Origin of the sequence: Kitasatospora sp. NPDC057015 (assembly GCF_042673745.1) — a bacterium.
In the GTDB taxonomy this organism is placed as follows: Bacteria; Actinomycetota; Actinomycetes; order Streptomycetales; family Streptomycetaceae; genus Kitasatospora.
This window is the reverse complement of sequence record NZ_JBHUSG010000004.1, coordinates 1-23336: the sequence shown is the minus strand read 5'-3', so window position 1 is coordinate 23336 and position 23336 is coordinate 1. Positions and strand designations below refer to the sequence as shown.

Genomic DNA, 23336 nt, shown 5'->3' with positions numbered 1-23336 from the left:
GGGGGGGGGGGGGCGGGGGGGGGGGGGGGGGGGGGGGGGGCCCCGCGCGGGGGGGGGGGGCGGCCGGCGCGGGGGGGCCCCGCCCCCCCCACGCCGGGGAGCGGGCGGGCGACCGCGACCCCGTCCGCCGGGAGACGGCCGGGTGAGGGCGCCGCGCGGGGGTCGCCGCGGTGGCGGGCCGCGACCGGGACGGACGACCGGGCCCGGACGGCGGAGGCCGGCGCCGCGGTAGGCCACCACGTACATGTGCGTCGGGGACTTCGATCAGGCAAGGTGTATCGGAAGATCGAAGGGTGGCCCGGCCACCAGGGGCGGCGAGGAGCGGAAGTGCCGAAGCGGGGCCGACCGGGCGGCGGCAGGAAGGCCAGGGGCGGCCGGGCGGCCCGGCCCGCCCGGAGCACCCGGCAGGTGCACCCCTCGCAGGCCCCGCCCACCGAGGGACTGCTCGGCCACCCCGCCCCGGCCACCGACACCGGCACCGACGTCCCGACCGCACCGGCCACCGAGGGTCTGCTGACCCCGCAGGCCGAGGCGCCGGCGGCGGACTCCACGGCCGGCGAACTCCTGGCCACCCGGCTGCGGGCGACCGGCGGGCAACCGGCCCGGGGGCGCACCGCCGGGCCCGGCACCACCGCGGCCCCGGACGCCGTCCGGCCGTCCGGCCCGGAGGACACCCTCAGCCCCGAGGACTGGCGGGCCGCCGGCTACACCCCGCCGGCCGGCATCGCCGTCCCGCCGCTCAGCCCCGGCGCCCCGGGCGACGCGCCCTGGCCGGACCGGATGCGCACCCTGCTGCGCACACCGATGTCCGAGCGGCCGGCCTTCGAGCGGACGCCGCGCGAGCTGCACCCGTCCGCCGGCCGCAGCGTCCCGCGCATCCTCGACCTGACCCTGCGGATCGGCGAACTGCTGCTGGCCAGCGGCGAGGCGGCCGAGGACGTCGAGGCCGCGATGCTGGGCATCGCCCACGCGTACCGGCTGGACCGCTGCGAGCCGCAGGTGACCTTCACCCTGATCGGGATCTCCCACCAGCCCTCGCTGGTCGAGCCGCCCGTCACCGCGGACCGGGTGGTCCGCCGCCGCACCTCCGACTACACCCGGCTCGCCGCCGTCTACAAGCTGGTCGCCGACATCACCGCGGAGAAGGTGACCGTCAACGACGCGTACCGCCGGCTCGCCGAGATACGCCGCAACCGGCACCCGTACCCGGTGTGGCTGCTCGCACTCACCACCGGTCTGCTGGCCGGCGCGGCGACCTTCCTGGTCGGTGGCCGGCTGGACGCCAAGGCGTGGCTGGTGTTCGCCAACGCCTTCGTCGCCGCCGTCCTCGGCGACCGGCTGGCCTCGCTGATCGCCCGGCGCGGACTGCCGGAGTTCTACCAGTTCGTGGTCGCGGCGATGCCGGCCGCGGTCTCCGGCATCGTGCTCTCCTTCAACGACCTCGGCCTGCGCGGGTCCGTGGTCATCACCGGCGGGCTCTTCGCGCTGCTGCCCGGCCGTGCCATGGTCGCCGCTGTGCAGGACGGGCTGACCGGCTTCTACATCACCGCCGCCGCCCGCCTGCTGGAGGTGATCTACCTGGTCGCGGGCATCGTGATCGGCGTCATGCTGATCCTCTACCTGGGCGTCGGCTTCAACGCCAAGCTCAACCCGGACGAGAGCCTGGTCGGGATCAACTACCCGCCCGTCCAGCTGGTCGCCGCGATGGTGCTGACCCTGGCCTTCGCGATGCTGCTGCAGACCGCCCGCCGGAACCTGCTGCTGGTCACCGTCAACAGCGCCGTCGGCTGGTCCAGCTACGGCGTCCTGGTCTACAACGCGGGCGTCTCGCCGATCGTCGCCACCGGGGTCGCCGCCGGCCTGGTCGGCCTGTTCGGCCAGCTGATGGCCCGCTACCGGTACGCCTCGGCGCTCCCGTACGTGACGGCCGCGATCGGCCCGCTGATGCCCGGATCGGCGATCTACCTCGGCATGCTCTCCTTCGCGCAGGGGCACTCCAGTGCCGGGCTGGTCTCGATCAGCCGCGCCGCCGCGATCGCCCTCGCGCTGGCCATCGGGGTCAACCTGGGAGGTGAGATCGCTCGGCTGTTCATGAAGATCCCCGGCAGCACCCAGCCCCTGACCCTCTACCCGGCCGCCCCGCGGCGCGCCGCGAAGCGCACCCGGGGCTTCTGAGCGGACGTTAGACCGGTCGGCGCCGTCCGGGCCGGCCGCAGTCGGACGTACGCCGTCCGCCCGGTGCGGCACCAGGAACGAAGGTACGACCCATGCACCTCGCACAGCTGAGCCTCGACTCGCTGCTGGACGGCTACCAGCAGCACATCGTCGCGGCCCACAAGCAGCCGCTCTTCCTGCTGCTGGTGGGGTTCATCGTGTCCTTCGTCTGCATCCGCTTCAGCGTGCGGATGATCCGTGCCGAGGTCCGCTGGTGGCCGGGCAACATCACCCCGGGCGGGCTGCACATCCACCACATGGTGTTCGGCCTCGGCTTCCTGCTGGTCGGCGGCATCGGGGTGTTCGCGACCAACGGCGGGCACCCGTGGATCGACTGGTTCGGGTTCAGCTTCGGCATCGGCTGCGGCCTGGTGCTGGACGAGTTCGCGCTGATCCTGCACCTGGACGACGTCTACTGGGGCGAGCAGGGGCGCAAGTCCGTGGACGCGGTGATCTTCGGCATCCTGTTCACCGCGCTGCTGCTCACCGGGTACGTCCCGCTCGGCGTGGTGCCCAGCCAGGAGACCCGCTGGGGGCTGGTCGCGGTGATCGTGGTGAACGCGCTGGTGTCGATCGTCGCCCTGCTCAAGGGCAAGGTCTGGACGGGCCTGCTCGGGATCATGGTCCCCGGCCTGTCCTGGATCGGCGCGATCCGGCTGGCCCGGCCGAGCAGCCCGTGGGCGCGGTGGCGCTACGCCACGCGCCCCCGCCGAAGGGCGCGTGCACTCCGGCGCGAACGCCTGCTGCACCGGCGTGCGGACCGGGCCCGCACCTGGCTTTTCGACCTGATCGCCGGAGCACCCGACAAGGTCCCCGCCCACCACACCGCCACCCACCGGGTGGCCGAGCGGATGGCGGCCCGCGCCGCCGCCCGCCTGGACGCCCACGAGGCCCGGGCCCTGGTCCGGCGCTCGGCCCGGCTGGCGGACCGGCGTTCGGCGGCGGCCCGCCGCCCGGTACCGCCCGGCCAGGGCCTGCCCGGTCGGACGGGTCACGGCCAGGGCTCCCACGGGCAGACCCTTCACGGCCAGACCCTTCACGGCCAGACCTTTCACGGGCAGGGCGGGCCGGCCGGCCAGGACGGCCAGCGGCAGGGCCAGGCCCGGCAGCGCCGCCGCACCGTCCGGGCCGGCCGCAGCCGGACCTACGCCGTCCGCCCGGGCCCGGGTGCGGCGCCGCAGCAGCCGCCGGCGGGGACTGCTCCGTCGCACCGTCACCTCTGGCCCCACACGCCCCGGGTCCGCCGGTAGCCGCGAACGCGGTGGGCGGGCGCGGCGCGGGTACGGGGGCCGGTCGCGACGGGAGCGGAACAGGGCATCGGTTCCGGGGCGCCCCCGGCGACGCGAATCGGTTCATCGGACATCTCACCCGGCTGCACCGCCCGACTCGCTGCGGAGAGCCGCCCGCTTTGCGATGATCACCACGAGTGATCAACCAGTCACGTGATGAGACGGCCGGTCCGTGACGAGACGGCCGGTCGTCCGTCCGATGCGGGAGAAGGGCAACTCGTGGCACGCACACTTCCGGCGGCCTTCCTGCTGGCTCTCACCGCCACCCTCGGCGCCGTCCCCGCCGCCGACGCGGCACCTCCCGGGCCCGGTCCGGCGGCATCCGCCACGCCGGCCGCAGTGCCGCCCGACCCGCCCGCCGCGGACCAGGCCGGTCCGGCGTACCCCTCCACCGACGAGATCGCCCGATCCCGGGCCGAGGCCGACCGCCGGGCCGGTGCGAGCGCCGCCGCCGAAGCCCGCCTCAGCGCCGCCCGGGCCGAGCGCGAGCAGGCCGACCTCGCGGCGGAACGGGCGGTGGAGGCGTACAACGGCGCCCGGGCGCGGCTCGTCCGGGCCCGCGCGGAGGAGAGCGCCGCCCTCGGGCGCGCCGCCGCCGCCGAGCTCGCCCGGCAGGCCGCCGCCGAGGACGCCGCCCGGCTGGCCGCCGAGACCTACCGGCAGGGCGCCGGCGCCGAACTGTCCGCCATCGACGCGTTGATCGCCGCACCCGGGCCCCGCGCCGCCGGTGACCAGGCGGCCGTGGTGCGGGTCGTCAGCGGCAGCACCCGCCAGATCCTGGACGCCGCCACCGGTACGGCCGCCGCGGCCACCCGCGCCACCGCCGACGCCCGACGGGCCACCGCCGCCGCCGAGCGGGCCGCCGCCGAGGTCGGGGCCGCCGGGGACCGCGCCCGCGCCGAGGCCACGGCGAGTGAGACCCGGGTCGCCGAGATCGGCCGGCGGCGCGAGCAGCTGCTCGCGGAACTCGCCGCCGCCCGTGACAGCACCGTCGAGCTGGAGCGCCGCCGCCGCGAGGCGCTGGAGGCGATCGCGGCCCGCGAGGCCGAGGCGGCGGCCCGGGCGGCCGCCGAAGCAGCCGCGGCGGAGCAGGCGGCGGCGGAGCAGGCGGCGGCGGAGCGGGCGGCGGCGGAGCAGGCGGATCGTGACCAGGCGGATCGCGACCAGGCCGCCGTGATCCCCGCCGCCCCGGCCCCGGTGCCGGTGCCGGTCCCGGCGCCGCCGCCGGACGCGCCGGACGCCTGGTCGGAGCAGGGTGCGCAGGCCGCGATCGCCTTCGCCCGCTCCAAGATCGGGCTCCCCTACATCTGGGGCGGCGAGGGACCGGCCGGCTACGACTGCTCGGGGCTGACCATGATGGCCTGGCGCGCCGGCGGCAAGGCGATCACCCACTTCGCCGCCGACCAGTACGCCGAGTCCACCCCGGTGACCTACCGCCGGCTCCGCCCCGGCGACCTGGTCTTCTGGAGCGACACCGGCCGCGCCGCGGACATCCACCACGTGGCCCTGTACATCGGCGACGACCAGATGATCGAGGCCCCCCGCGCGGGCGCGGCGATCAAGCAGGCCAGCCTCTGGATCATGGGCACGCCCGACTTCTACGCCCGGCCCTGAGCAGGCGCGGCGGGGGTGCGGCGGGGGTGCGGCAGGGGTGCGTCCGACGGCCCGCCGCGGCCCGAAAATGGAGTGCCCCCACCGGAGGCCGGTCGTACGGTGGGCGGATGGGCAACGACGCGCACGGCGGGACCCGCGATCCGGGCGACGGCCGGCAGGACGACGGAATCGACATCCGGGCGATCACCGAGGACGACCTCCCGAGCTGGGACCGGGGGATCGCCTTCGGCTTCCTCCGGCCGAGCGTGGCGGCCAACCTCGACTACCGGCGGCTGCTCTTCGAGCCGGGGCGATCGCTGGGCGCCTACGACGGCGACCGCTGCGTCGGGACGTTCCGCAGCTACGACACCGAACTGACGGTGCCCGGCGGCGCGACCGTCACGGCCGACGCCGTCACCGCCGTGACGGTCAGCAGCACCCACCGTCGGCGCGGCCTGCTGCGCGCGATGATGACCCGCGACCTCGCGGCCGCGAAGGAGCGCGGCACCCCCGTCGCGATCCTGATCGCCGCCGAGTACAACATCTACGGCCGCTACGGCTTCGGCCCCGCCACCGTCACCCACGGCTGGAACATCGACCTGTTGCGGGCCGGCGGCCTGCGGCCGGGTCTGCCGACCGTGCCCGGCGGCCGGATCGACTTCGCCACCATGGACGAGGTGCGCAAGGTGGGCCCCGAGTTCCACGACCGCTGGCGGCTCACCCAGCCCGGCGCGATCGCCCGCACCGAGGCCGGCTGGCGGATCGCCACCGGGGACGTCGAGGCGCCCGGCCGCGACTGGAAGGAGCCGTTCGTGGCCCTCCACCGGGACGCGGCGGGCACCGTCACCGGCCTGGTCAGCTACACGGTGGACGACAACTGGGACGGCAGCTACCCCGACTGCACCCTCACCGTCCTCGACGTCCAGGCCGTCGACCCGGCCACGGCGGTGGCACTGTGGCGGTTCGTCTTCTCGGTCGACTGGGTGCGCAAGGTCGCCGTCAAGAACCTCGCCCCGGACGACCCGCTGCCGCTGCTGCTCGCCGAGCCCCGCGCCGCGACCCCGCACGCCGACAACTCCGACTTCACCTGGCTGCGGGTGCTCGACGCCGAGGCGGCCTTCTCCGCCCGCCGGTACGAGGTGCCGGGCCGCATCGTGCTGGACGTCACCGACCCGCTCGGCCATGCGGACGGCCGCTGGGCCGTGGTGGCGGCGGCGGACGGCACCGGCCGCTGCACGGCCACCACCGACGAGCCCGACCTCGCCCTCGGCGTGGGCGCGCTCGGCACCCTCTACCTCGGCAGCGAGAGCGTCCCGAGACTGGCCGCCGCGGCCCTCGTCACCGAGCTCCGCCCGGGCGCCCTCGCCGCGGCGGACCTGCTGCTCCGGACGCCGACCCGGCCGTGGAACCCGGACGGTTTCTGACGGACGGACTGTGGGCCCGGCGGCCGCCGCCGGGCCCACCCCTCCCGCTTCGGCGGCCCGTCGGTCGGGCGTTCCCGTGCCCGGCCGGCGGGGCCGTTACGGCTTGGCGGTCTTCCCGATGGTGGGCAGGATGAAGTCCTGAATGAGCCCCTTGGCGTCGCGGACGATGGGCCGGAACACCCGGTAGCGCGAGAGATTGATGACCCGGGCGGCCATGGGTGTCGACCGCCGGACGAATTCCCGGGTCCGCTCCGTGCCGGGCGTCCGGTCGAAGACCCAGTAGAGCACCACGATCATGAGGTGCAGCCACAGGACGTCGGGCAGGAGTTCCACGAGCTCGCCGTCCAGTTTCGGTGCGAGTTCGGAGCCTTCCAGGACTTCGCGGAACAGTTCCACGGCGGTCGCGCGGGCCGGGTGGGACTCGTTGGAGAACGGGCTCAACGAGCTGGTCGGGTCGGCCGCCGTGCGGAAGAACTGCGCCGCGAACTCGTGGTACGGGGCGGCCGTGTCGATCCACGAGACAAGGGCGATTTCGAGCCTTTCGGAAAAGTCTCGGGTCCGGGCCATGCGATTTCTCGCATCCGTCGCATGGTCGTGCGTCATGCGGTCGTAGAATCCCTGGATCAAGAATTCTTTTGCAGAGAAATAATAGTAGGCATTGCCGACTGAAACACCTGCCTCGGCCGCGATCGCCCGCATCGTGGTCTTATCGTAGCCGCGCTCCTGGAACAGGCGCATGGCCGTTTCGAGGATCAGTGCGCGGGTCTGCTCGCTCTTGTCCGTCTTCGGCTGGGCCCGGCCGCCCGGCATTTCGGACGGCGCGGGGGTGCCGCTCGCGAGGCTTGCGGTGCTGTCCTTCGGCTCTTCCACGCTGGCCGAGCCTACCGGGGTGTCAGTCACGGCTGGTGGCTCCTGGCAGTCGGGTGGTGGTGGGCCGCTCGGACGGTGACCCGGCGGCCGACGGGCGCCGGGCCGCGTCCGGTCCGGATGCCGGCCGGACGTCGAGGTCCCGTTCGGGCGCGCCGGGTGGCCGGTCCGGACCGGCTCCCCGGTGCTGCCGGTCGGTGCTGTTCGCGCCGTTCGCGCCGTTCGTCGGTGTCACGTCGTCCACGGTGGTCGAGCCTAGCCCGATCCGGTGCAGGCACCGTCGACGCAGCGGGGCGGCCCGTCCGCCGGCACCCGGGCCCGAGCGCCTGCCCGAGGGGCGCCCACGGCCGCCCGGCCGCCGTCCGTGGTGGACCCTGCGACTGCCGCCCAGCCGCCGTCCTCGGGTCGCGCCGTACCGGATGCCCCCTCCGCACCCGGTGCGGCGCGCCCTGCCGCGGTGGCCGCGCGGTACCGGCCGGCGGCGAAGGCCGCCGCCCTGGCCAGCGGGAGCCCGGCCGGGGTCCCGAGCCGCTGCGCGAGCGGCCGGTGTTCGGCCAGGGCCCACAGGCAGGTGACGAAGGCCTGCGGGCCCCGCCAGACCTCCCCGGTGTCGGCGACCACGGTGATCTCGCCGAGGCTGGCGTCGTGGTCGAGGCCCGGGTAGCGCTCGCGGGCCTCGGCGGAGGCGACGGCGACGAAGTCCAGCGGGACCAGTTGGTCCTGGTCGTGCAGCCAGGCCGTGAGCCGGCGGCAGAGCGGGCAGGCCGGATCGTGCAGGACGGTGATCCGGGTGACCGGCGGGTCGTGGGCGTCGGTGTGCACGGGTGCGCTCCTCAGGCCTGGGTCGGCCGGGGTGCGACGTGGCCCTGCGGCGCGACCGGCGGTCGCCGGCGGCGGTCGAGGTCGCCGCGGCGGCGGATCCGGTTGAGCACGTAGACGTTGCCGAGGTGCATGACGCCGAGCACCAGCAGCACCGTCCCCAGCTTGACGGACAGTGCGTCGAAGACGCCCTGGGTGCCGACCACCTGGCCGTCGGTCTTCATCCACAGTGCGACGAAGCCGAGGTTGAGCAGGTAGAAGCCGACCAGCAGCAGCTGGTTGACCGCCTCGGCGAGCTTCTCGTCCCCGGCGAAGACGTCGGCGAGGAAGACCTTGCCGTTGGTCGACAGTGCGCGGGCGACCCAGAGGGTGAGACCGGTGGCGACCGGCAGGTAGATGGCGTAGCTGATCACGGTGGAGTCCATCGGGGCCTCTTTCGAACGTGTTCAAAAGCTTCTGGGGGTGACTGTAGCGAGAGATTTGAACGCGTTCAAGTGGAAGGTGTGCGAGGCTCGCCCCATGACCAACGGGAGCAGTCGGGACGTGATCGTCAGAGTCGGGACGGCGGGCGACGCGCAGGACGTCGCGGACCTGCACAGCGCCAGCTGGCGGAGCGCCTACGCCGGCATCGTGCCCGACCGGGCCCTCGGCGACGGCCTGCCCGAGGAGCGGCGCGACATCTGGGAGCTGCGGCTGGACGCCGACTACGGCGAGCCGGCCAACACGCCCGCGCTACTGATCGCGGAGAGCGCGGAGGGCGTCGTCGGGTTCGCCTACCTCGTCCCGCAGCCCGACGGGCGGATCCTGCTGGACAACCTGCACGTGCGCCCGGGCCGCACCGGCGCGGGCACCGGCCGGCTGCTGATGGGTGCCGCCCTCGCCCACGTGTCGCAGTGCCACCCGGGCGCCGACCTCTACCTGGAGGTCCTGCGGGACAACACCCGGGCGATCACCTTCTACGAGCGGCAGGGCGGCCGGCGGACAGGCGTGCGGGAGGGTCGCTTCCCCGGCGGCTTCACCCTGCCCGAGTACGAGTACACCTGGTCGGCGCGGGCCCTGCGGGACGGCGGGGCCCGGAGCTCGTCCAGCGGCCCGACCGCCCGGCTGCCCGAGCCGTCGGGGGATCCCGCGGGCCCGGCGGTCAGTCGTGGTCGTAGACGGTGACCGGTATGCCGGCGCCGGTCAGCCGCGCGGTGACCAGCGGCTCGATCCGGTCCCACCGGCCGCCGGCCAGGCCGCAGCCGATCCGGGGCATGTGGACGGAGGCGCCGAGCTCCAGCGCCCGCGGCGCCAGCCGGCCGAGCGCGGCGTCGATCGCCTCGTAGCGGACCGGCGCCCCCTGGGACCGGCTCGTCCGGATGCCGCGCTGGCCGACCATGTTCGCCACCCAGAGGTACCGCCCCACGGGGACCAGCTGCACCGCGCCCAGCCCGAAGTCGTTGCCGGCCCGGGCGCGGTGCCTGCGGCGGTACTCCGCCTCCGGCTCCGGCCAGCGCCGGGACAGCGCCAGGACGAAGCCCTTGCCCCAGCCGCCCAGGTCGTTGCAGACATGGGCGATCACCTTCACACCCGCGCCCTGCGGAGCGCTGGCGTCACCGCGGACGTAGTCGATGGCCTCTCCCATGCGGGGCAGGCTACTGGCTGGCACTGACAGGCCGTCGGGCGCTGTCCTCCCGGGCCGGGACCGGAACCCTGCTCGCGGCCGGAGCGGGAGCCGGGGCCGGAGCCGCAGCGGAACCGGCGACCGGGGCCGGTCGCAGGATGCGGTGGCCGGCCAGTGCGATCAGCAGGGCCAGCACGGCGGCGCCGGAGGGCAGCCAGTAGCCGGTGCCGGGGGCCGAGTGCTGGGCGACGAGGCCGCCGGCCGCCGCGCCGCCCGAGATGCCGACCAGGAGGGCGGCGACGGCCGCCGACATGCCCTCGTTCGCCTGCTGCCGCGGCAGCAGGTCCTGGACCACCGTCATCCCCGTGACCATGGTCGGTGCGGTGCCCGTGCCCGCCACGAACAGCGCCGCGGCGAGGCCGCCGAGCCCGGCTCCGGCCAGTGCCGCAGCGAGCGGCAGCAGCAGGAGCAGGGCCATCGCCGCGACTCCGTACAGGTAGCGGACGGCCGGTGCGCGGCGGGGTCGGAGCAGGCCGAAGGTCAGCCCCGCGACGCAGGACCCGGCCGCGACCAGGGCCAGCAGCCCGCCCGCGAGGGACTTCCAGCCGAGCGAGTCGGCGTACGCGAGGGTGGTGACCTCCAGCGAGCCGAACAGGGCGCCGATGGCGAGGAGGCTCAGCATCATCACCCACAGGCCCGGCCGGCGCAGGGGCGAGGTCGGCGCGCTGCCGTCGGCGGGTGCCTGGACGGGCGGCTCGGTGCGGCGCTGGGCCGCGAACAGCAGGGCGCCGGTGCCGCCGAACACTCCGGCGGCGATCAGGCCGGCCTCGGGGAACAGCGAGGTGCAGAGCATCATGGCGAGGACCGGGGCGGCCATGAAGCAGGCCTCGTCCAGGGCCTGTTCCAGCGAGTTGGCGATGTGCCGGGCCTCGGGGTCGTCGCGGTACAGGTGCGCCCAACGGGCCCTGGCCATGCCCCCGAGGTTGGGGACGCAGGAGGAGGCGGCCCAGCAGACGTACAGCGTCCAGTCCGGTGCGTCGAGGTGCAGGCAGAGCAGCAGCCCGGTGAGCGGCACGGCGGAGGCGAGTACGACGGGGACGGTGACCCTGGCCTGCCCGTGGCGGTCCACCAGCCGCCCGATCAGGGGCAGGCCGACGGCCACCGCGACCAGGCCGGCGGCCGAGACGGTGCCGGCCAGAGCGTAGGAGTCGCGGCGGCCGGCGATCAGGACGACGGCGGAGACGCCCGACATGGCGAGGGCCAGCCGGCCGAGCAGTCCGGCGAGGGTGAAGGCGAGGGCGCCGGGGGCGCTGAGGATGCGACGGTACGAGGCGAACACGGGGCTCCAGGACGGTGTCTCGGGGGATGCCGACAGCCTCGCGGGGGCGGGGCGGATCGGTCCAACACCTGTTTCGCCCGACTGACAACGACCTGTTGTTAATATCGCCGGCATGCCCCGTGACCTGCACCCCCGCCTGCTGCGAGGCTTCGTGGCCACGGCCGAGACCCTGCACTTCGGCCGCGCCGCCGAGCGACTGCACATCGCCCAGCAGGCGCTCAGCCGGGACATCAGGTCGCTCGAACAGGCCCTGGGCGGAGCACTGTTCGCCCGCACCACCCGCAGTGTCGAGCTCACTCCGGCCGGCGTCCGCCTGCTGCCGCAGGCCCGTCGGCTGCTGCTCCTGCACGACGAGATCCTCGCGACCGCGGTGAGTGCCGGGCACCGGCCGCTGCTGCTGGACCTGAACAGCGACGTGACCGGTGAGGACCACACGGCGGGCCGTCTGCTCGCGTACGTCCGGGAGGCCTGGCCCGAGGGCGAGCTGTTGGCCCGGTTCCACGGTGGACTGGCCGCCGCCGCGGTGGAGTTGATCGCGCACCGGCTGGACGTCTCGATGGGTCGCTTCGCCGGGCTGCCGGCCGCACAGCGGGCGCAACTCGTCCATGTGCCGGTCCGGTTGGAGCGGATGGCGGTGATGATGACGATCCGCCACCCGCTGGCCGGTCGCACCGAGCTGCCGCTCGCCGACCTGGCCGGGTATCCGGTGGACGTCTGCGCCGGCAACCCGGCGACCACCGAGTGGGCCGAGCTCGGAACCCGACTCCTCGTCGAGCACGGGCTGGAGGGGGCGCCCCCGCACGTGCCGCCGATCGGGGTGGACGAGACCGCGCGGTACCTCGCGCGGCACGGCGAGCCGATGCTGACCACCACCGGGGGCCCGCAGATCCCCGGCACGGTCACCGTGCCGCTGGTGGACCCGGTGCCGTTGAGCCTGCTGGGCCTGGTGCACCGGCCCGAGCCGCGCCATCCCGGACTGGACGCGCTGATCGCGGCCTCGGCCGAACTCGGTGGCCGTGAGGGCTGGTTGCACCGCCCGGCGGGCAGTTGGCTGCCGGCGGCGGACGCGGCTCTGCTGGCCGGCTGAAGCGGCTGGGGCAGACCGGGTCCGGGTCCGGGTCCGGGTTCGGGAGCCGGGCTGGCGCCGGGCATGGCGCCGCCCCTGCCGTCGGGGGTCGGCAGGGGCGGAGCGGGGCGCGGTCGGGGTCAGGCCGCCTTGACCGCGGAGATGTCGAAGCTGAGCTTGACCTTCTCGCCGATGAGCACGCCACCGGTCTCCAGCGCGGCGTTGTAGCTCAGGCCCCAGTCGGTGCGGTCGATGACGGCCGAACCCTCGAAGCCGACCCGGTCGGCGCCGTAGGCGTCGGTCGCGCTGCCGGTGTAGTCCAGGTCGAGGACGACCGGGCGGGTGGTGCCCTTGATCGTGAGGTCGCCGGTCATCCGGTAGGAGTCCTCGCGCACCCGCTCGGCGGCGGTGCTGCGGAAGGTGATCTCGGGGTGGGTCTCGGCGGCGAAGAAGTCCCCGGTGCGCAGGTGCTCGTCCCGCTGGGCCTGCTTGGTGTCGACGCTGGCGACCTTGATCACGAGCTCGGCCGAGGAGTTGCCGGGGTGGCTGCCGTCCAGGTGGAGCTTGCCCTCGTACTCGGTGAACGAGCCGCGGACGTTGGTGACCATCGCGTGGCGTACGGAGAAGCCGACCTGGCTGTGGGCGGTGTCGATGGCCCAGTCGCCGGTCAGGTGCGCCAGGTCCGGGCCGGTCGGGGCTTCGAGGACGGCGGTGCTGGTGGCGGCGTCGGCGGTCTTGGTGCGGTTGAACAGGCCCATGGCTCCTCCTTCGGTTCGAAGCCATTTGTTTAGGCTTCAACTTGATGGCTCCACCATAGACCCGTTTCGTTCAAAGTTCAACCATGTCGGGGAGAGTCCGGGGATCCCCCCCCGATCCACCGGTCGCCGCCGGTCGGGCCGCCGCGCTCGGACGCCCGGGCGGATCGCTCATCCGTTCGATCGTCGGTGGGTCCGGATACCCTTCAGGGACCACCGCCAGAAGCCGCCGCCGCAGACCGGAAGGCCCGCCCATGTACGCCCTGCACGCGCTCTGGCGGGCGGACGGGCGACTGGCCCTGTGGGCCGAGGACGCCCGGGCCTCTCGCGCCGCACCGCCGGAGCGGTCCGGCACCGGGCAACGATCCGGCCGGGCCCACCCGTTCGCCTGCCAGGCCGCCGCCGTGGCCGGACTCCTCGCCGGCATCGGCCCCGGGCTCGGCTGGCTCGCCGACCAGGCCCCCGAACGCTGGGTGACGCTGCGCCTGCCCACCTTCGACGGAGCACCCACGCCCTCCCCCGAACTCTCCGTACCGCCGAGCCGGGGCGGACAGTCCCTGACACCCTGGCGGGTGCCCGCCCTGCTCTTCGACACCGCCGCCGCGGCCCAACTGCTCGGCGAGCTCTTCGACCCGCGCTGGGCGGTGACCACCGCGGAACTGCCCGCCGCCGGGCGGGTCGAGATCGTCCACGGCGCCTCGCTGCGCTGGCTCACCGGGGTGCACGACCTCGCCTGGCGGCTCGTCCGGCGTGGCCGCACCCGGCCGCTGCCCACCGTCGAGGCAGGTGAGCCGTACGCCCGCTGGCGGCCCGCCCTGGACGAGGACGGCCGCCGCGAGGCCGCCGCGCTCGCGGCCGGCTGCCCGCCGGTCTGTCGCGGCGAGTGGCCGGGGCCCGCGGCCGGCCGCAGCGGAGGCGAACTGCTCACCGAACTGCTGGAGGCCCTGGTCGACGCCGAGGCCCGGGCCCTGCTCGTCGACGAGCCGCCGCTGCTGCGCCCCGGCGCCGGCACGGAGATCGCGTCCGCCCCGCCGGTCGAGCGCTGGCTCGCCGCCCTGACCACGGCCGACGGCCGGATCGAGACCGGTGGCGGGCAGCCGGACGAGGGCCGGCCCGACGACGCACACCGTGCCCCGATCGGGGACGCGGGCGCGGACCAGGGCGGCGTCGAGGGCCGGCGTGCCGCCGGGCCGAGCGGGGGAGCGGACGACCGCGCCGAGCTGGCCCGCCTGGAGCAGCAGCTCTCCGCCTGGTACGCCGGTCCGCAGCCGGTCGACGCCCCGCTGCGGCTCTGCCTCAGGCTCCTGGAGCCCGTCGGCCCCGACCCCGACGACCCGGAGGGCCGCCCCTCCGACGATCACTGGCAGCTGGAGTTCCTGCTCCAGGCAGCCGACGAGCCGTCCCTGCTCGTCCCGGCCGCCGATCTGCGGGCCGGCGGCGCCGCGCTCGCCGTGCTCGGCCGCCGGGTGGACGACCCGCTGGACGCCTACGCCGCCGAGCTCGACCGCGCGGCCCTGCACTGGCCCGCCCTGCGCCGGGCCCGGCGGACCGTCCACCCGACCGCGCTCCGGCTGGACCGGGCCGGCGCCCTCGACTTCCTGCGCACCGCGGCGCCCGCGCTCACCGCCGCGGGCTTCGGCGTCCTGCTCCCCACCTGGTGGCGCCGCCGCCCCACGCTCGGCATCGCCCTGGAGGTGCGCACCCCCGCGGCCGGCATCGTCGAGACCACCGGCCGGATCGACCGGGACGCCGTCGTGGCCTTCCGGTGGCAGCCGGCCCTCGGCGAACTCCCGCTCAGCCGGGAGGAACTGGCCGATCTGGCGGAGGCGAAGCAGGGCCTGATCCGGATCCGCGGCCAGTGGATCGAGGCCGACGCCGCGCAGATCGCCGCCGCCCTGGCCTTCCTCAGCCGCCACGGTGAGGGCACGATGCCGGTCGTCCGGGTGCTGCGGACCGCGCTCGACCCCGAGGCCGCCGTCGCGGGCCTGCCGGTGACCGCCGTGCGCGCCGACGGCCCGCTCGGCGACCTGCTGGCCGGCCGGACCGTCGCCACCGCGCCCGGCGCCGAGCTCCCGAAGAACTTCGAAGCCACCCTGCGCCCCTACCAGGAAAGGGGGTTGGCCTGGCTGCGCGCGCTGGCCGACCTCGGCCTGGGCGCGGTGCTCGCCGACGACATGGGCCTCGGCAAGACCGTCCAGACCCTCGCCCTGCTGGCCGTCGAACAGGCGGCGGGCGCCGCCGGCCCGACCCTGCTGGTCTGCCCGATGTCCCTGGTCGGCAACTGGCAGCGGGAGGCCCGGCGGTTCACCCCCGGACTGCGGCTGTACGTGCACCACGGCGCCCGCCGCCCCACCGGGGACGAGCTGCGCGCGGCCGTCCGCGACGCCGACCTGGTGATCACCACCTACGGACTGGTGCAGCGCGACGCCCGGGTGCTGGCCGCCGTCGAGTGGCGCAGGATCGTCGCCGACGAGGCGCAGTACATCAAGAACTCCGCCACCGCCCAGGCCAGGGCGATCCGTTCGCTGCCGGTGACCACCCACCGGATCGCCCTCACCGGCACCCCGGTGGAGAACCGGCTGGCCGAACTGCACGCCGTCCTGGACTTCGCCAACCCGGGCCTGTTCGGCTCCGCCGCCCGCTTCAAGGAGCGGTACGCGATTCCGGTCGAGCAGCACGGCAGCGCCGCCGTCGCGGGCGAACTCCAGCGCCGGACGGCGCCGTTCGTGCTGCGCAGGCTGAAGTCCGACCCGGCGATCGCGGCCGAGCTGCCGGCCAAGCAGGAGCTGACGGTCTGGTGCGGCCTCACCGTCGAACAGGCCGGCCTCTACCAGGCGGTGGTCGCCGAACTGCTGCACCGCGTCCGGGGCATCCGCGGGGTCGAGCGGCGCGGTACCGTGCTGGCGGCCATCGGCCGACTCAAGCAGGTCTGCAACCACCCGGCCCAACTCCTGCACGACGGATCGGCGTTGGCCGACCGCTCGGGCAAGGTGGCGCGGCTGGTCGAGGTGCTCGCGGAGGCGGCCGCGGAGGGCGACCGGACGCTCGTCTTCACCCAGTACGCCGAGTTCGGCCGGCTGCTCCAGCCCTACCTGACCGAGCGGCTCGGCCAGGAGGTGCTCCACCTGCACGGCGGTGTGCCCAAGCGCCGGCGGGAGGAGCTGGTCGCCCGGTTCCAGGCCGCCGACGGGCCCGGGGTCTTCCTGCTCTCGCTCAGGGCCGGCGGCACCGGGCTCAACCTCACCGCCGCCAACCAGGTGATCCACCTCGACCGCTGGTGGAACCCGGCGGTCGAGGACCAGGCCACCGACCGGGCCTTCCGGATCGGCCAGCGCCGGGACGTCCAGGTCCGCCGCTTCGTCTGCGCCGGCACGATCGAGGAGCGCATCGCCGAGATGATCGAAAGCAAGCGGGCCCTGGCCGAAGCCGTGGTCGGGGAGGGCGAGCACTGGCTCACCGACCTGCCCACCGACGAACTGCGGGCGCTGGTGGCGCTGTCCAGCGACGTCGTGGGGGAGGAGTAGCGGATGTCGACCCGTCCGGCGGACGACGCGACGGGCCCGGGCCTCCCGGTCGGCCCGGCCCACCCGGTTGCCGGTGAGGCGGGCCCCGGTGACCCGCCGCCGCCCGAGAGCCTGCTGCGCCGGGGCGGCCCCCTCGGCCCGGGCGCCGGCGGTGATCCCGGCGAACGGCCGCTGGACGCCTGCCTGGCGGACTACTGGCAGGGCACCTTCACCCTCCGCGACTCCCCGCAGGAGCCGGCCGCGGCCCCCGCCCACGCGGGGCTCGGGCCGTCGGGCGTCACGGTGCGCGGTCGCGACCTCGCCACGGTGCTCGACCGGGCGTACCGGGCCTTCACCGCCTGAGCCACCATTCCCGCCTGCCACCACTCCGTTCTCCACCACTCCCGTTCACCGCCGCTCCCGCCTGCCGCCGCGGGACCCGCCCGCCGGGAGCCCGCGGCGCCGGATGTCACGTAGCGGGGGCCTCGCCGGTCACACCTGCGGAACGCGCGGCCGGCCCACCGGCCGCGCCGGAGAACAGGAGGCGACACCATGTCCCGGATCTCGCTCACCCCGCCCCGCACCCTCCTGATGCGGATCGGCGAGTGGTACTCCCGCCGCACCTACGGCACCGTCCTCGACCCCGGCCGGGCGTACGGGCACAACTCCAAGGTGCTGTCCTCGTACGTCCGGCTGGAGCAGCGCGCGGCCAGGTGGGACGCGCTCGACCCGGCCCTCAAGCACCTCGCGGTGATGGCCACCGCCGCCCGGCTCAACTGCTCCTGGTGCATGGACTTCGGCCACTGGGAGGGCCTGCGCCTCGGACTCGAACCCGAGAAGATCTCCGGCGTGCCCCGGTGGCGCGAGGCCGGGGAGGCCTTCTCCCCGCTGGAGCTGCTGGTCATGGAGTACGCCGAGGCCATGACCGAGACCGAACCGACCGTCACCGACGAACTGGCCGCGGAGCTCATCGCCCGGCTGGGCGAGCCGGCCTTCGTCGAACTCACCGCGATCGTGGCGCTGGAGAACTGGCGCTCCCGGGTCAACCTCGCCTTCGGCCTGACCAGCCAGGGCTTCGCCACGAGCTGTGCGCTACCGTCGGGTAGGTGACCGACGCAGCCTCGCAGCCCGTCCCGCCCGGCCCCGACCGCCTCGGACTGTTCGAGGAGCACCGGCGGATGCTGTTCGGCATCGCGTACCGGATGCTCGGCAGCGTCGCCGACGCCGAGGACCTGGTGCAGGACACCTGGCTGCGCTGGAGCCAGGTCACCGCCCCGGTCGCCAACCCCGGCGGCTACCTGGCCCGCGTCGTCACCAACCTCGCGCTGAACCGGCTGAGTTCGGCCGCCGTCCGGCGTGAGGCGTACGTCGGCCCTTGGCTGCCGGAGCCGCTGGTCACCGCGCCCGACTCCGCGGAGGAGGTCGTGCTGGCCGAGTCGGTCTCGTACGCGATGATGGTGGTGCTGGAGAGCCTCTCGCCGCTGGAGCGCGCGGTGTTCGTGCTCAAGGAGGTCTTCGGCTTCACGTACGCGGAGATCGGCGACGCGCTGGAGCGCAGCGAGGCCTCGGTGCGTCAGGTGGGGCACCGGGCGAAGTCGCACGTACAGGCCCGGCGCCCGCGCTACGACGCGCCGGCCGAGGTCCGCCGGCGGGTCACCGACGAGTTCCTGGCCGCCTGCCTCGGCGGGGACCTGAACCGGATGCTGGAGCTGCTGGCGCCCTCGGTGACGGCCTGGAGCGACGGCGGCGGCCGGGTCAAGGCGGCCCTGCGGCCGATCGAGGGCGCCGAGAAGGTGGCGCGGTTCCTGCTCGGCGTGCTCGCCGGCCAGGCACCGCCCGACCTGCGGGCGGTGCCCGTCGACGTCAACGGTCGGCCGGGCCTGCGGATCGACTCGGCCGGGCAGGTCGACTCGGTCGCCGTCGTCGAGATCGAGGACGGCCGGATCAGCGAACTGCGGATCATCCGCAACCCCGACAAGCTCGTGCACCTGCAGGGCGGCGGAGGCCGGGGCCCGCGCTGACCGCGTTCGCGCCGGCCGGCCCGGCTCCACCGCGCCCCGGCGAGGCCACCGGGGCCGACCCGACCCGACCCGACCCGACCCGGCCCGGGTCGGCCCGGCCGGCGGCCCGGCTTGACCCTCGACCAGGTCGAGCCCCCAGAGTCCCGGGTATGGAGAGCGACATGCGCAGCATCGGCGAGATGGCCGGGGACAGCGGCCTCCCCGTGAGCGCGCTGCGCTTCTACGACGGCGCCGGAGTGTTCGGCCCCGCCCGGGTCGACCCGCGGACCGGGTACCGCTGGTACGGGCCCGAGCAGTTGGCCGACGCCCGGCTGCTCGGCCGGCTGCGCCGGGTGGGCCTGCCGCTGGCCGAGATCCGCCTCGTCCTCGCGGCGGTGCCGGGCTCCGGCGAGGCGCACCGGATCGTGGACGCGCACCTGCGCCGGCTGGAGGACGGACTGTCCGACGCGCGGCGCGAGCTCTCCTTCGTCCGAGCACTTCTCGACCAGAGGGAGCACCCCATGAGCCCGAACCACCCCGAGATCACGGTCACCGTCGCCGCCGCGGAGCTGGCGGCCGCGCTGGACGCCGTCCGCTTCGCCGTCGGCGGCGACCCCGCGCACCCGGTCCTGACGGGTGTGCTGTTCGAGGCCGAGGGCGGCCGGCTGCAGCTGGTCGCCACCGACCGCTACCGGATGGCGTTCGCCTCCGCACCCGTCCGGCCGTCGGCGGGAGCCGGACCCGCCGCGGGGGCGCCGGTCGCGGTGATCGTCCCGGCCGCGCTGGTGGACGGCGCCCGCGCCCTGCTCACCGGCTGCGCCGAGGCCCTGCTGACCATCGGCCCGGCCCGGTTCGCCCTGGAGGCGGCGGGGCACCGGATCGAGGGGGCCGGCCTGGACCACGACTATCCCGACTACCGCCGGCTGGCCCGGGTGGAGCACACCCGCAGGGTGGAGATCTCGGCCGCGGCCCTGCGCCGGGTGGTGAGCGGGGCGGACGTCCGCCTGCTGCCGCGCGAGCAGGACGGCCCGGACCGCGAGGTCATGGTGCTCACCGTCGGCCCCGAGGGCGAGCTGAGCGCGACGCCGGGGGCGGGCCGGGACACCGCGGGCGAGGACCTCCAGATCGCCGTCGACCGGGAGTTCCTGCTGGACGCGCTCGGGGCCGGCGGCTCGGAGCAGCTGGTGCTCGAACTCGGCGGCCCGATCGCCCCGCTGGCGATCCGCGGGCCCGGCCGGGAGGACGCCTTCTCGCTCCTGATGCCGGTCCGGATCCCCGAGGCCGCCTGAGCGGGCGCGGGTGCGGGGGTTTGAGCGGGTGCGGTCGCGGGTGCGGGGGCCTGAGCGGGTGCGGGCGCGGGTGCGTCGTCAGGCGTCGAGGAACTCCCCGGCCAGGTCCGCGAAGCGGTCCGGTACGTCGATCCAGGGCCGGTGGCCGGCTTCGGCCAGCACCTCCAGCCGGGCCAGCGGGTGGCAGTCGGCGACCAGCCGGGCGGGGGCGGTGCCGATCAGGCCGTCGAGGGCGCCGGCGATCACCAGGATCTCGGTGCCCGGCAGCGGCGCCGGGGTGCCGGCGCCCGCGTAGAAGGCCTGCCGGAGCCACGGCTGCGGCGGGGTGAGCGGCCTCCCGGCCTCCCGTCGGGCGTCCTCGGTCCAGTCGCCCCAGTGGAACGGGGTCAGTGCGGCGAGCAGTTCGGGGGTGGGGTCGGCCCCGTCGGCGAGCCGGCGCTCCGCCACCGCCGCCTCCGGGTACCAGGGCTCGGCGGACCGGCCGGCCCGGATCGCCGCGAGCTCCGCCTCGTCCGGCTCCCGGGCGGCCCGGCCGACCGGCGTGACCAGCAGCAGCCGCCCGACCCGCTCGGGGGACAGGTACGCGTACCGCTGGGCGACGAGGGCGCCGGCGGAGTGGGCCAGCAGGTCCACCCGGTCCAGTCCGAGGTGGCGGCGCAGTGCCTCGACGTCCCGGCCCTGCTCGGCGAAGGAGCAACTCGCCCGCTCGGCCGGGGTGTCGGAGCGCCCGCTCGCCCGCCCGTGCAGTCTGACCACCGTCCGCCCGGCGTCGAGTCCGCCGAGCGAGCCCAGGTAGCGGGCGTCCATTCCCGGACCGCCGGCGAGGGCGAGCAGCAGCGGCCCCGCCCCGAACTCGTCGTACCAGAGCCGGGTTCCGTCGTACGAGGTGAAGTGCGGCATGCGGGCATGATCACATGCCGGCGGGCCGCACTCCACGGGGACGACCCCGCGCAGGCGAGCCTTCCCGACGCCGTTCCGCGGGTTTGCGATGATGCCCGCACCGGGCACCGCCGGGTCGGGCACCGCGCCCTCGGCGCCCGAGGGCCGGTCGCCGCTGCGCGCTCGGCCGGCCCCGCAGTCCCGTCCCGCTCGACGAGCCGGGGCGTGAGCGATCGGAGGAGTGTTCATGGGTGGTCGGTTCGAGGGCACGGTCGACATCGACCGCCCGGTCGAGGAGGTCTTCGCCTACCTCGCGGACGGTCGCAACGACCCCGAGTTCAGCCCCAGGGTCCTGGCGATCACCAAGCGGCCGGACGGTCCGACCGCGGTCGGCACGGTGTTCGCGAGCACGGTCAAGGACGCCGGGATGAAGACCCGTCGGGAGTTCCGGATCACCGTCCTGGAGCCGTCCGGCCGGATCCGCTGGACCGAGATCTCGAAGAACCTGGTCACGGCCGCGGGGGGCTACGACCTGGCGGCGACCCCGGCCGGCGGGACCCGCCTGCGGGTCTTCAACGACCTCCAGGGCCACGGTCTGGGCAAGCTCCTGGTGGGATTCGCGGTGAGCGCGGCACGCAAGGACGCCGACGCCTTCGCCCGGCGGATCAAGGCGGCCGTCGAGGCTTCCTGACACCGGCCGCTGCCGTTGCCGCTGCCCGTTGTCGTCGCCGCCGGCGGGTCCGTGTCGGGTGGCGGCGCGACGCCACGGGTGGTTGCTCCCGCTAGCAAGGTGCTTGCAATTGCAAGCAGCGTCGGGCAGGGTGGGGTCATGGCCTCACTGAATGTCGGCTCGCTCGGCGAGTACATCCGCGAGCAGCGGCGTAACGCGCAGTACTCGCTGCGGCAGCTGGCGGAGGCCGCCGGCGTGTCCAACCCGTACCTCAGCCAGATCGAGCGCGGGCTGCGCAAGCCGAGTGCGGAGATCCTGCAGCAGATCGCCAAGGCGCTGCGGATCTCGGCGGAGACGCTCTACGTCCAGGCCGGGATCCTGGAGGAGCGGACCGGGGAGGGCCTGGAACTGCGGGCCGCGATCCTGGCCGATCCACTGATCAACGAACAGCAGAAGCACGCGCTGCTCGCGGTCTACGACACGTTCTTGCGCGAGAACACGACTCCGAAGGGCCCGGCCCGCAAGGGCGCGGCTCCTCAGCAGGACCCGGCCGCCGACGGGGAGCAGGACGCACCGCGGGCCGAGCGACCGGTCGGGCAGGCCGGCCGCGACCGAGAGATCTAGACCCCAGGAGGACCAGCCATGCCGATCACCGACGAGATCAAGAAGACCCTCAACGACCCCACCCCGCTGTACGCCATCGCGGGCGCCGGCGACCTGGCCTACGAGAAGCTGCGGGAGGTGCCCGGCAAGGTCGAGGCGCTCGCGGCGGACCGCAAGGGCACCCAGGAGCGGGCCGCGGCCCGACTGCAGGAGGCGCAGGCCCGGCTGGTCGAGGCGCAGGCCAAGGTGACGGAGTCGGTCACGACCCTCCCCACCGACCTCAAGGTGCTGCAGGAGAAGGCGCAGACCTTCGCGCTCCAGCAGGTCGGCCGGGCCGTCGAGCTGGCGGTGAAGGCCAAGGAGACCTACGACGAGCTGGCCGTCCGCGGCAAGGTCGTGGTGGAGAAGGGGCGCGGCGAGTCGGCCGGGGAGGCCGGCGAGCTCTCCGGCGTGACCGTGCCCGAGCAGGCGGGCGCGGAGCCCGTCGAGGCCGAGCTGGTCGAGGAGGACTCCGCGTCGGCCGAGGACGACTCCGCCGATGCCGATGACGCCGCCGGGGACGCGGCCGACGCCGAGGCCCCGACGGCGGAGAAGAAGACCCCGCGGGCGCGCAAGAGCGCCTCGAAGTAGCCGCACGGTCGGGTGACCATGTGACGCGGCGGGTGAGCGCCCGCCCCGGCGGGTAGGCCGGTAGGCAGGCGGACGCCGTCCGGCCGGCATCGGGCACGCGTTCGGTGCGGTGGGCCGACCGGCGCCGGGCACCCGCCCGGTGGCCGCAGGAGCCGGGGCACATCCCGCGACCTCGGTACGTTGTCCCCTGCACGAGCAGGTGGCCGTGCCCTGACGGGCGGCGTCGGTGCCGCAGTGATGACGGCCTGAGTGAGGAGACCGTAGTGGGTGGAATGGGCCAGGTACTGGCCTTCGACTTCCTGAACCCGTTCTGGTGGCTGGCCGTGGGGATCCTGGGCTTCAAGCTGACGGCACTGGTCGACGCCGCGAGCCGGCGGGACGAGGCCTACCGGGCGGCCGACAAGAAGAGCAAACCCTTCTGGCTGGTCATCCTGGGCCTCGCGTTCGGCTTCGACCTGCTGTTCGGCGCGAACTTCCTGTCCAGCTTCCTGACCCTCGGCGGTCTGGTGGCGGCGATCGTCTACATGGTCGACGTCCGGCCGGCGATCAAGCAGCTGACGGACGGCCGGGGCGGGAACAACAAGCGGAACACGGGGCCGTACGGGCCCTGGTGAGTGATCGCCCGGCGGCATGGCAGAGCGGCCGGGCGGAGCAGGTGGGTTGAGCAGTTGGGCAGGGCGGACGGGCCGGGTGCACGGGCACCCGGCCCGTCGGCGTCCCGGCCTCGCTGCGCGGGGGCCTGTCCGTGCGCCACGGGCGGCGGCCCGGGCACCCCGGGCGGCCGGGGTGCCCG

At 75.1% G+C, this 23336-nt stretch carries 22 protein-coding genes; 15 read left to right on the top strand and 7 right to left on the bottom strand.

Annotated features, from left to right (window positions below):
* Nucleotides 1–327 precede the first annotated feature (327 nt).
* The 4 genes from ACFTWP_RS04965 to ACFTWP_RS04950 all read left to right on the top strand — a co-directional run bounded on the left by ACFTWP_RS04965 (nt 328) and on the right by ACFTWP_RS04950 (nt 6520).
* Nucleotides 328–2175 carry a threonine/serine exporter family protein gene (locus ACFTWP_RS04965; protein ID WP_380262783.1) on the top strand — a complete coding sequence of 616 codons (1848 nt, stop codon included), beginning with the start codon at nt 328–330 and terminating at the stop codon, nt 2173–2175.
* A gap of 92 nt (nt 2176–2267) precedes the next feature.
* On the top strand, nt 2268–3464 hold the full coding sequence (locus ACFTWP_RS04960; protein ID WP_380262781.1) for a hypothetical protein: 1197 nt from the start codon (nt 2268–2270) through the stop codon (nt 3462–3464).
* Between the two features lie 258 nt (nt 3465–3722).
* Nucleotides 3723–5117 (top strand): C40 family peptidase, encoded by a 1395-nt coding sequence (locus ACFTWP_RS04955; protein ID WP_380262779.1) that lies wholly within the window; start codon nt 3723–3725, stop codon nt 5115–5117.
* A 107-nt stretch (nt 5118–5224) separates the two neighbouring features.
* Nucleotides 5225–6520 (top strand): GNAT family N-acetyltransferase, encoded by a 1296-nt coding sequence (locus tag ACFTWP_RS04950; protein WP_380262777.1) that lies wholly within the window; start codon nt 5225–5227, stop codon nt 6518–6520.
* Nucleotides 6521–6616: 96 nt separating this feature from the next.
* On the opposite strand, the gene ACFTWP_RS04945 is transcribed toward ACFTWP_RS04950, so the two are convergent.
* The 3 genes from ACFTWP_RS04945 to ACFTWP_RS04935 all read right to left on the bottom strand — a co-directional run bounded on the left by ACFTWP_RS04945 (nt 6617) and on the right by ACFTWP_RS04935 (nt 8631).
* Nucleotides 6617–7420 (bottom strand): TetR family transcriptional regulator, encoded by an 804-nt coding sequence (locus tag ACFTWP_RS04945; RefSeq protein ID WP_380262775.1) that lies wholly within the window; start codon nt 7418–7420, stop codon nt 6617–6619.
* Between the two features lie 222 nt (nt 7421–7642).
* Nucleotides 7643–8209, bottom strand: coding sequence for a thiol-disulfide oxidoreductase DCC family protein (locus ACFTWP_RS04940; protein WP_380262773.1), 567 nt, complete (start codon nt 8207–8209; stop codon nt 7643–7645).
* 11 nt (nt 8210–8220) lie between these two features.
* Nucleotides 8221–8631, bottom strand: a complete 411-nt coding sequence (locus tag ACFTWP_RS04935; RefSeq protein ID WP_380262771.1) for a hypothetical protein — start codon at nt 8629–8631, stop codon at nt 8221–8223.
* 94 nt (nt 8632–8725) lie between these two features.
* Between ACFTWP_RS04935 and ACFTWP_RS04930 the strand changes: the two genes are divergently transcribed.
* Nucleotides 8726–9370 carry a GNAT family N-acetyltransferase gene (locus ACFTWP_RS04930; protein ID WP_380262769.1) on the top strand — a complete coding sequence of 215 codons (645 nt, stop codon included), beginning with the start codon at nt 8726–8728 and terminating at the stop codon, nt 9368–9370.
* Here ACFTWP_RS04930 and ACFTWP_RS04925 read toward each other — a convergent pair.
* Entirely contained in the window at nt 9348–9830 is a 483-nt protein-coding gene (locus ACFTWP_RS04925; protein WP_380262767.1) for a macro domain-containing protein, read from the bottom strand. The two genes, ACFTWP_RS04930 and ACFTWP_RS04925, sit on opposite strands and share 23 nt — an antisense overlap.
* A gap of 10 nt (nt 9831–9840) precedes the next feature.
* A complete protein-coding gene (locus ACFTWP_RS04920) occupies nt 9841–11148 on the bottom strand; it encodes an MFS transporter (protein ID WP_380262765.1) in 1308 nt (435 codons plus the stop codon).
* 112 nt (nt 11149–11260) lie between these two features.
* On the opposite strand from ACFTWP_RS04920, the gene ACFTWP_RS04915 reads away from it, so the two are divergent.
* Entirely contained in the window at nt 11261–12235 is a 975-nt protein-coding gene (locus tag ACFTWP_RS04915; protein WP_380262763.1) for a LysR family transcriptional regulator, read from the top strand.
* A gap of 119 nt (nt 12236–12354) precedes the next feature.
* On the opposite strand, the gene ACFTWP_RS04910 is transcribed toward ACFTWP_RS04915, so the two are convergent.
* On the bottom strand, nt 12355–12972 hold the full coding sequence (locus ACFTWP_RS04910) for a YceI family protein (RefSeq protein ID WP_380262761.1): 618 nt from the start codon (nt 12970–12972) through the stop codon (nt 12355–12357).
* A 251-nt stretch (nt 12973–13223) separates the two neighbouring features.
* On the opposite strand from ACFTWP_RS04910, the gene ACFTWP_RS04905 reads away from it, so the two are divergent.
* The 5 genes from ACFTWP_RS04905 (at nt 13224) to ACFTWP_RS04885 (ending at nt 19761) form a co-directional block, all read left to right on the top strand.
* A complete protein-coding gene (locus ACFTWP_RS04905) occupies nt 13224–16493 on the top strand; it encodes an SNF2-related protein (RefSeq protein ID WP_380262759.1) in 3270 nt (1089 codons plus the stop codon).
* Between the two features lie 3 nt (nt 16494–16496).
* Nucleotides 16497–16835, top strand: coding sequence for a hypothetical protein (locus tag ACFTWP_RS04900; protein ID WP_380262757.1), 339 nt, complete (start codon nt 16497–16499; stop codon nt 16833–16835).
* A 189-nt stretch (nt 16836–17024) separates the two neighbouring features.
* Nucleotides 17025–17582, top strand: coding sequence for a carboxymuconolactone decarboxylase family protein (locus ACFTWP_RS04895; RefSeq protein ID WP_380262755.1), 558 nt, complete (start codon nt 17025–17027; stop codon nt 17580–17582).
* A complete protein-coding gene (locus ACFTWP_RS04890) occupies nt 17579–18493 on the top strand; it encodes an RNA polymerase sigma-70 factor (RefSeq protein ID WP_380262753.1) in 915 nt (304 codons plus the stop codon). Before ACFTWP_RS04895 ends, ACFTWP_RS04890 begins: the two co-directional genes overlap by 4 nt.
* A gap of 149 nt (nt 18494–18642) precedes the next feature.
* The gene (locus tag ACFTWP_RS04885; RefSeq protein WP_380262751.1) at nt 18643–19761 is read left to right on the top strand and encodes a MerR family transcriptional regulator; all 1119 of its coding nucleotides are present in this window, start codon (nt 18643–18645) and stop codon (nt 19759–19761) included.
* A gap of 78 nt (nt 19762–19839) precedes the next feature.
* Here ACFTWP_RS04885 and ACFTWP_RS04880 read toward each other — a convergent pair whose 3' ends face one another.
* Nucleotides 19840–20661 (bottom strand): alpha/beta fold hydrolase, encoded by an 822-nt coding sequence (locus ACFTWP_RS04880; protein ID WP_380262749.1) that lies wholly within the window; start codon nt 20659–20661, stop codon nt 19840–19842.
* A gap of 226 nt (nt 20662–20887) precedes the next feature.
* Between ACFTWP_RS04880 and ACFTWP_RS04875 the strand changes: the two genes are divergently transcribed.
* The 4 genes from ACFTWP_RS04875 (at nt 20888) to ACFTWP_RS04860 (ending at nt 23157) form a co-directional block, all read left to right on the top strand.
* Nucleotides 20888–21331 (top strand): SRPBCC family protein, encoded by a 444-nt coding sequence (locus tag ACFTWP_RS04875; protein ID WP_380262747.1) that lies wholly within the window; start codon nt 20888–20890, stop codon nt 21329–21331.
* 138 nt (nt 21332–21469) lie between these two features.
* Nucleotides 21470–21934, top strand: coding sequence for a helix-turn-helix domain-containing protein (locus ACFTWP_RS04870; RefSeq protein WP_380262745.1), 465 nt, complete (start codon nt 21470–21472; stop codon nt 21932–21934).
* Nucleotides 21935–21952: 18 nt separating this feature from the next.
* Nucleotides 21953–22543 (top strand): hypothetical protein, encoded by a 591-nt coding sequence (locus ACFTWP_RS04865; protein ID WP_380262743.1) that lies wholly within the window; start codon nt 21953–21955, stop codon nt 22541–22543.
* Between the two features lie 272 nt (nt 22544–22815).
* Complete coding sequence (locus ACFTWP_RS04860) at nt 22816–23157, top strand: DUF2516 family protein (protein WP_380263083.1); 342 nt, start codon at nt 22816–22818, stop codon at nt 23155–23157.
* Nucleotides 23158–23336 lie beyond the last annotated feature (179 nt).

Coding starts and splice junctions, on each gene's coding strand:
- ACFTWP_RS04960 (WP_380262781.1), top strand. CDS start 2,268: ATGCACCTCGCACAGCTGAGCCTCGACTCGCTGCTGGACGGCTACCAG.
- ACFTWP_RS04950 (WP_380262777.1), top strand. CDS start 5,225: ATGGGCAACGACGCGCACGGCGGGACCCGCGATCCGGGCGACGGCCGG.
- ACFTWP_RS04935 (WP_380262771.1), bottom strand. CDS start 8,631: ATGGACTCCACCGTGATCAGCTACGCCATCTACCTGCCGGTCGCCACC.
- ACFTWP_RS04930 (WP_380262769.1), top strand. CDS start 8,726: ATGACCAACGGGAGCAGTCGGGACGTGATCGTCAGAGTCGGGACGGCG.
- ACFTWP_RS04925 (WP_380262767.1), bottom strand. CDS start 9,830: ATGGGAGAGGCCATCGACTACGTCCGCGGTGACGCCAGCGCTCCGCAG.
- ACFTWP_RS04915 (WP_380262763.1), top strand. CDS start 11,261: ATGCCCCGTGACCTGCACCCCCGCCTGCTGCGAGGCTTCGTGGCCACG.
- ACFTWP_RS04910 (WP_380262761.1), bottom strand. CDS start 12,972: ATGGGCCTGTTCAACCGCACCAAGACCGCCGACGCCGCCACCAGCACC.
- ACFTWP_RS04905 (WP_380262759.1), top strand. CDS start 13,224: ATGTACGCCCTGCACGCGCTCTGGCGGGCGGACGGGCGACTGGCCCTG.
- ACFTWP_RS04900 (WP_380262757.1), top strand. CDS start 16,497: ATGTCGACCCGTCCGGCGGACGACGCGACGGGCCCGGGCCTCCCGGTC.
- ACFTWP_RS04895 (WP_380262755.1), top strand. CDS start 17,025: ATGTCCCGGATCTCGCTCACCCCGCCCCGCACCCTCCTGATGCGGATC.
- ACFTWP_RS04885 (WP_380262751.1), top strand. CDS start 18,643: ATGGAGAGCGACATGCGCAGCATCGGCGAGATGGCCGGGGACAGCGGC.
- ACFTWP_RS04880 (WP_380262749.1), bottom strand. CDS start 20,661: ATGCCGCACTTCACCTCGTACGACGGAACCCGGCTCTGGTACGACGAG.
- ACFTWP_RS04875 (WP_380262747.1), top strand. CDS start 20,888: ATGGGTGGTCGGTTCGAGGGCACGGTCGACATCGACCGCCCGGTCGAG.
- ACFTWP_RS04870 (WP_380262745.1), top strand. CDS start 21,470: ATGGCCTCACTGAATGTCGGCTCGCTCGGCGAGTACATCCGCGAGCAG.
- ACFTWP_RS04865 (WP_380262743.1), top strand. CDS start 21,953: ATGCCGATCACCGACGAGATCAAGAAGACCCTCAACGACCCCACCCCG.
- ACFTWP_RS04860 (WP_380263083.1), top strand. CDS start 22,816: ATGGGCCAGGTACTGGCCTTCGACTTCCTGAACCCGTTCTGGTGGCTG.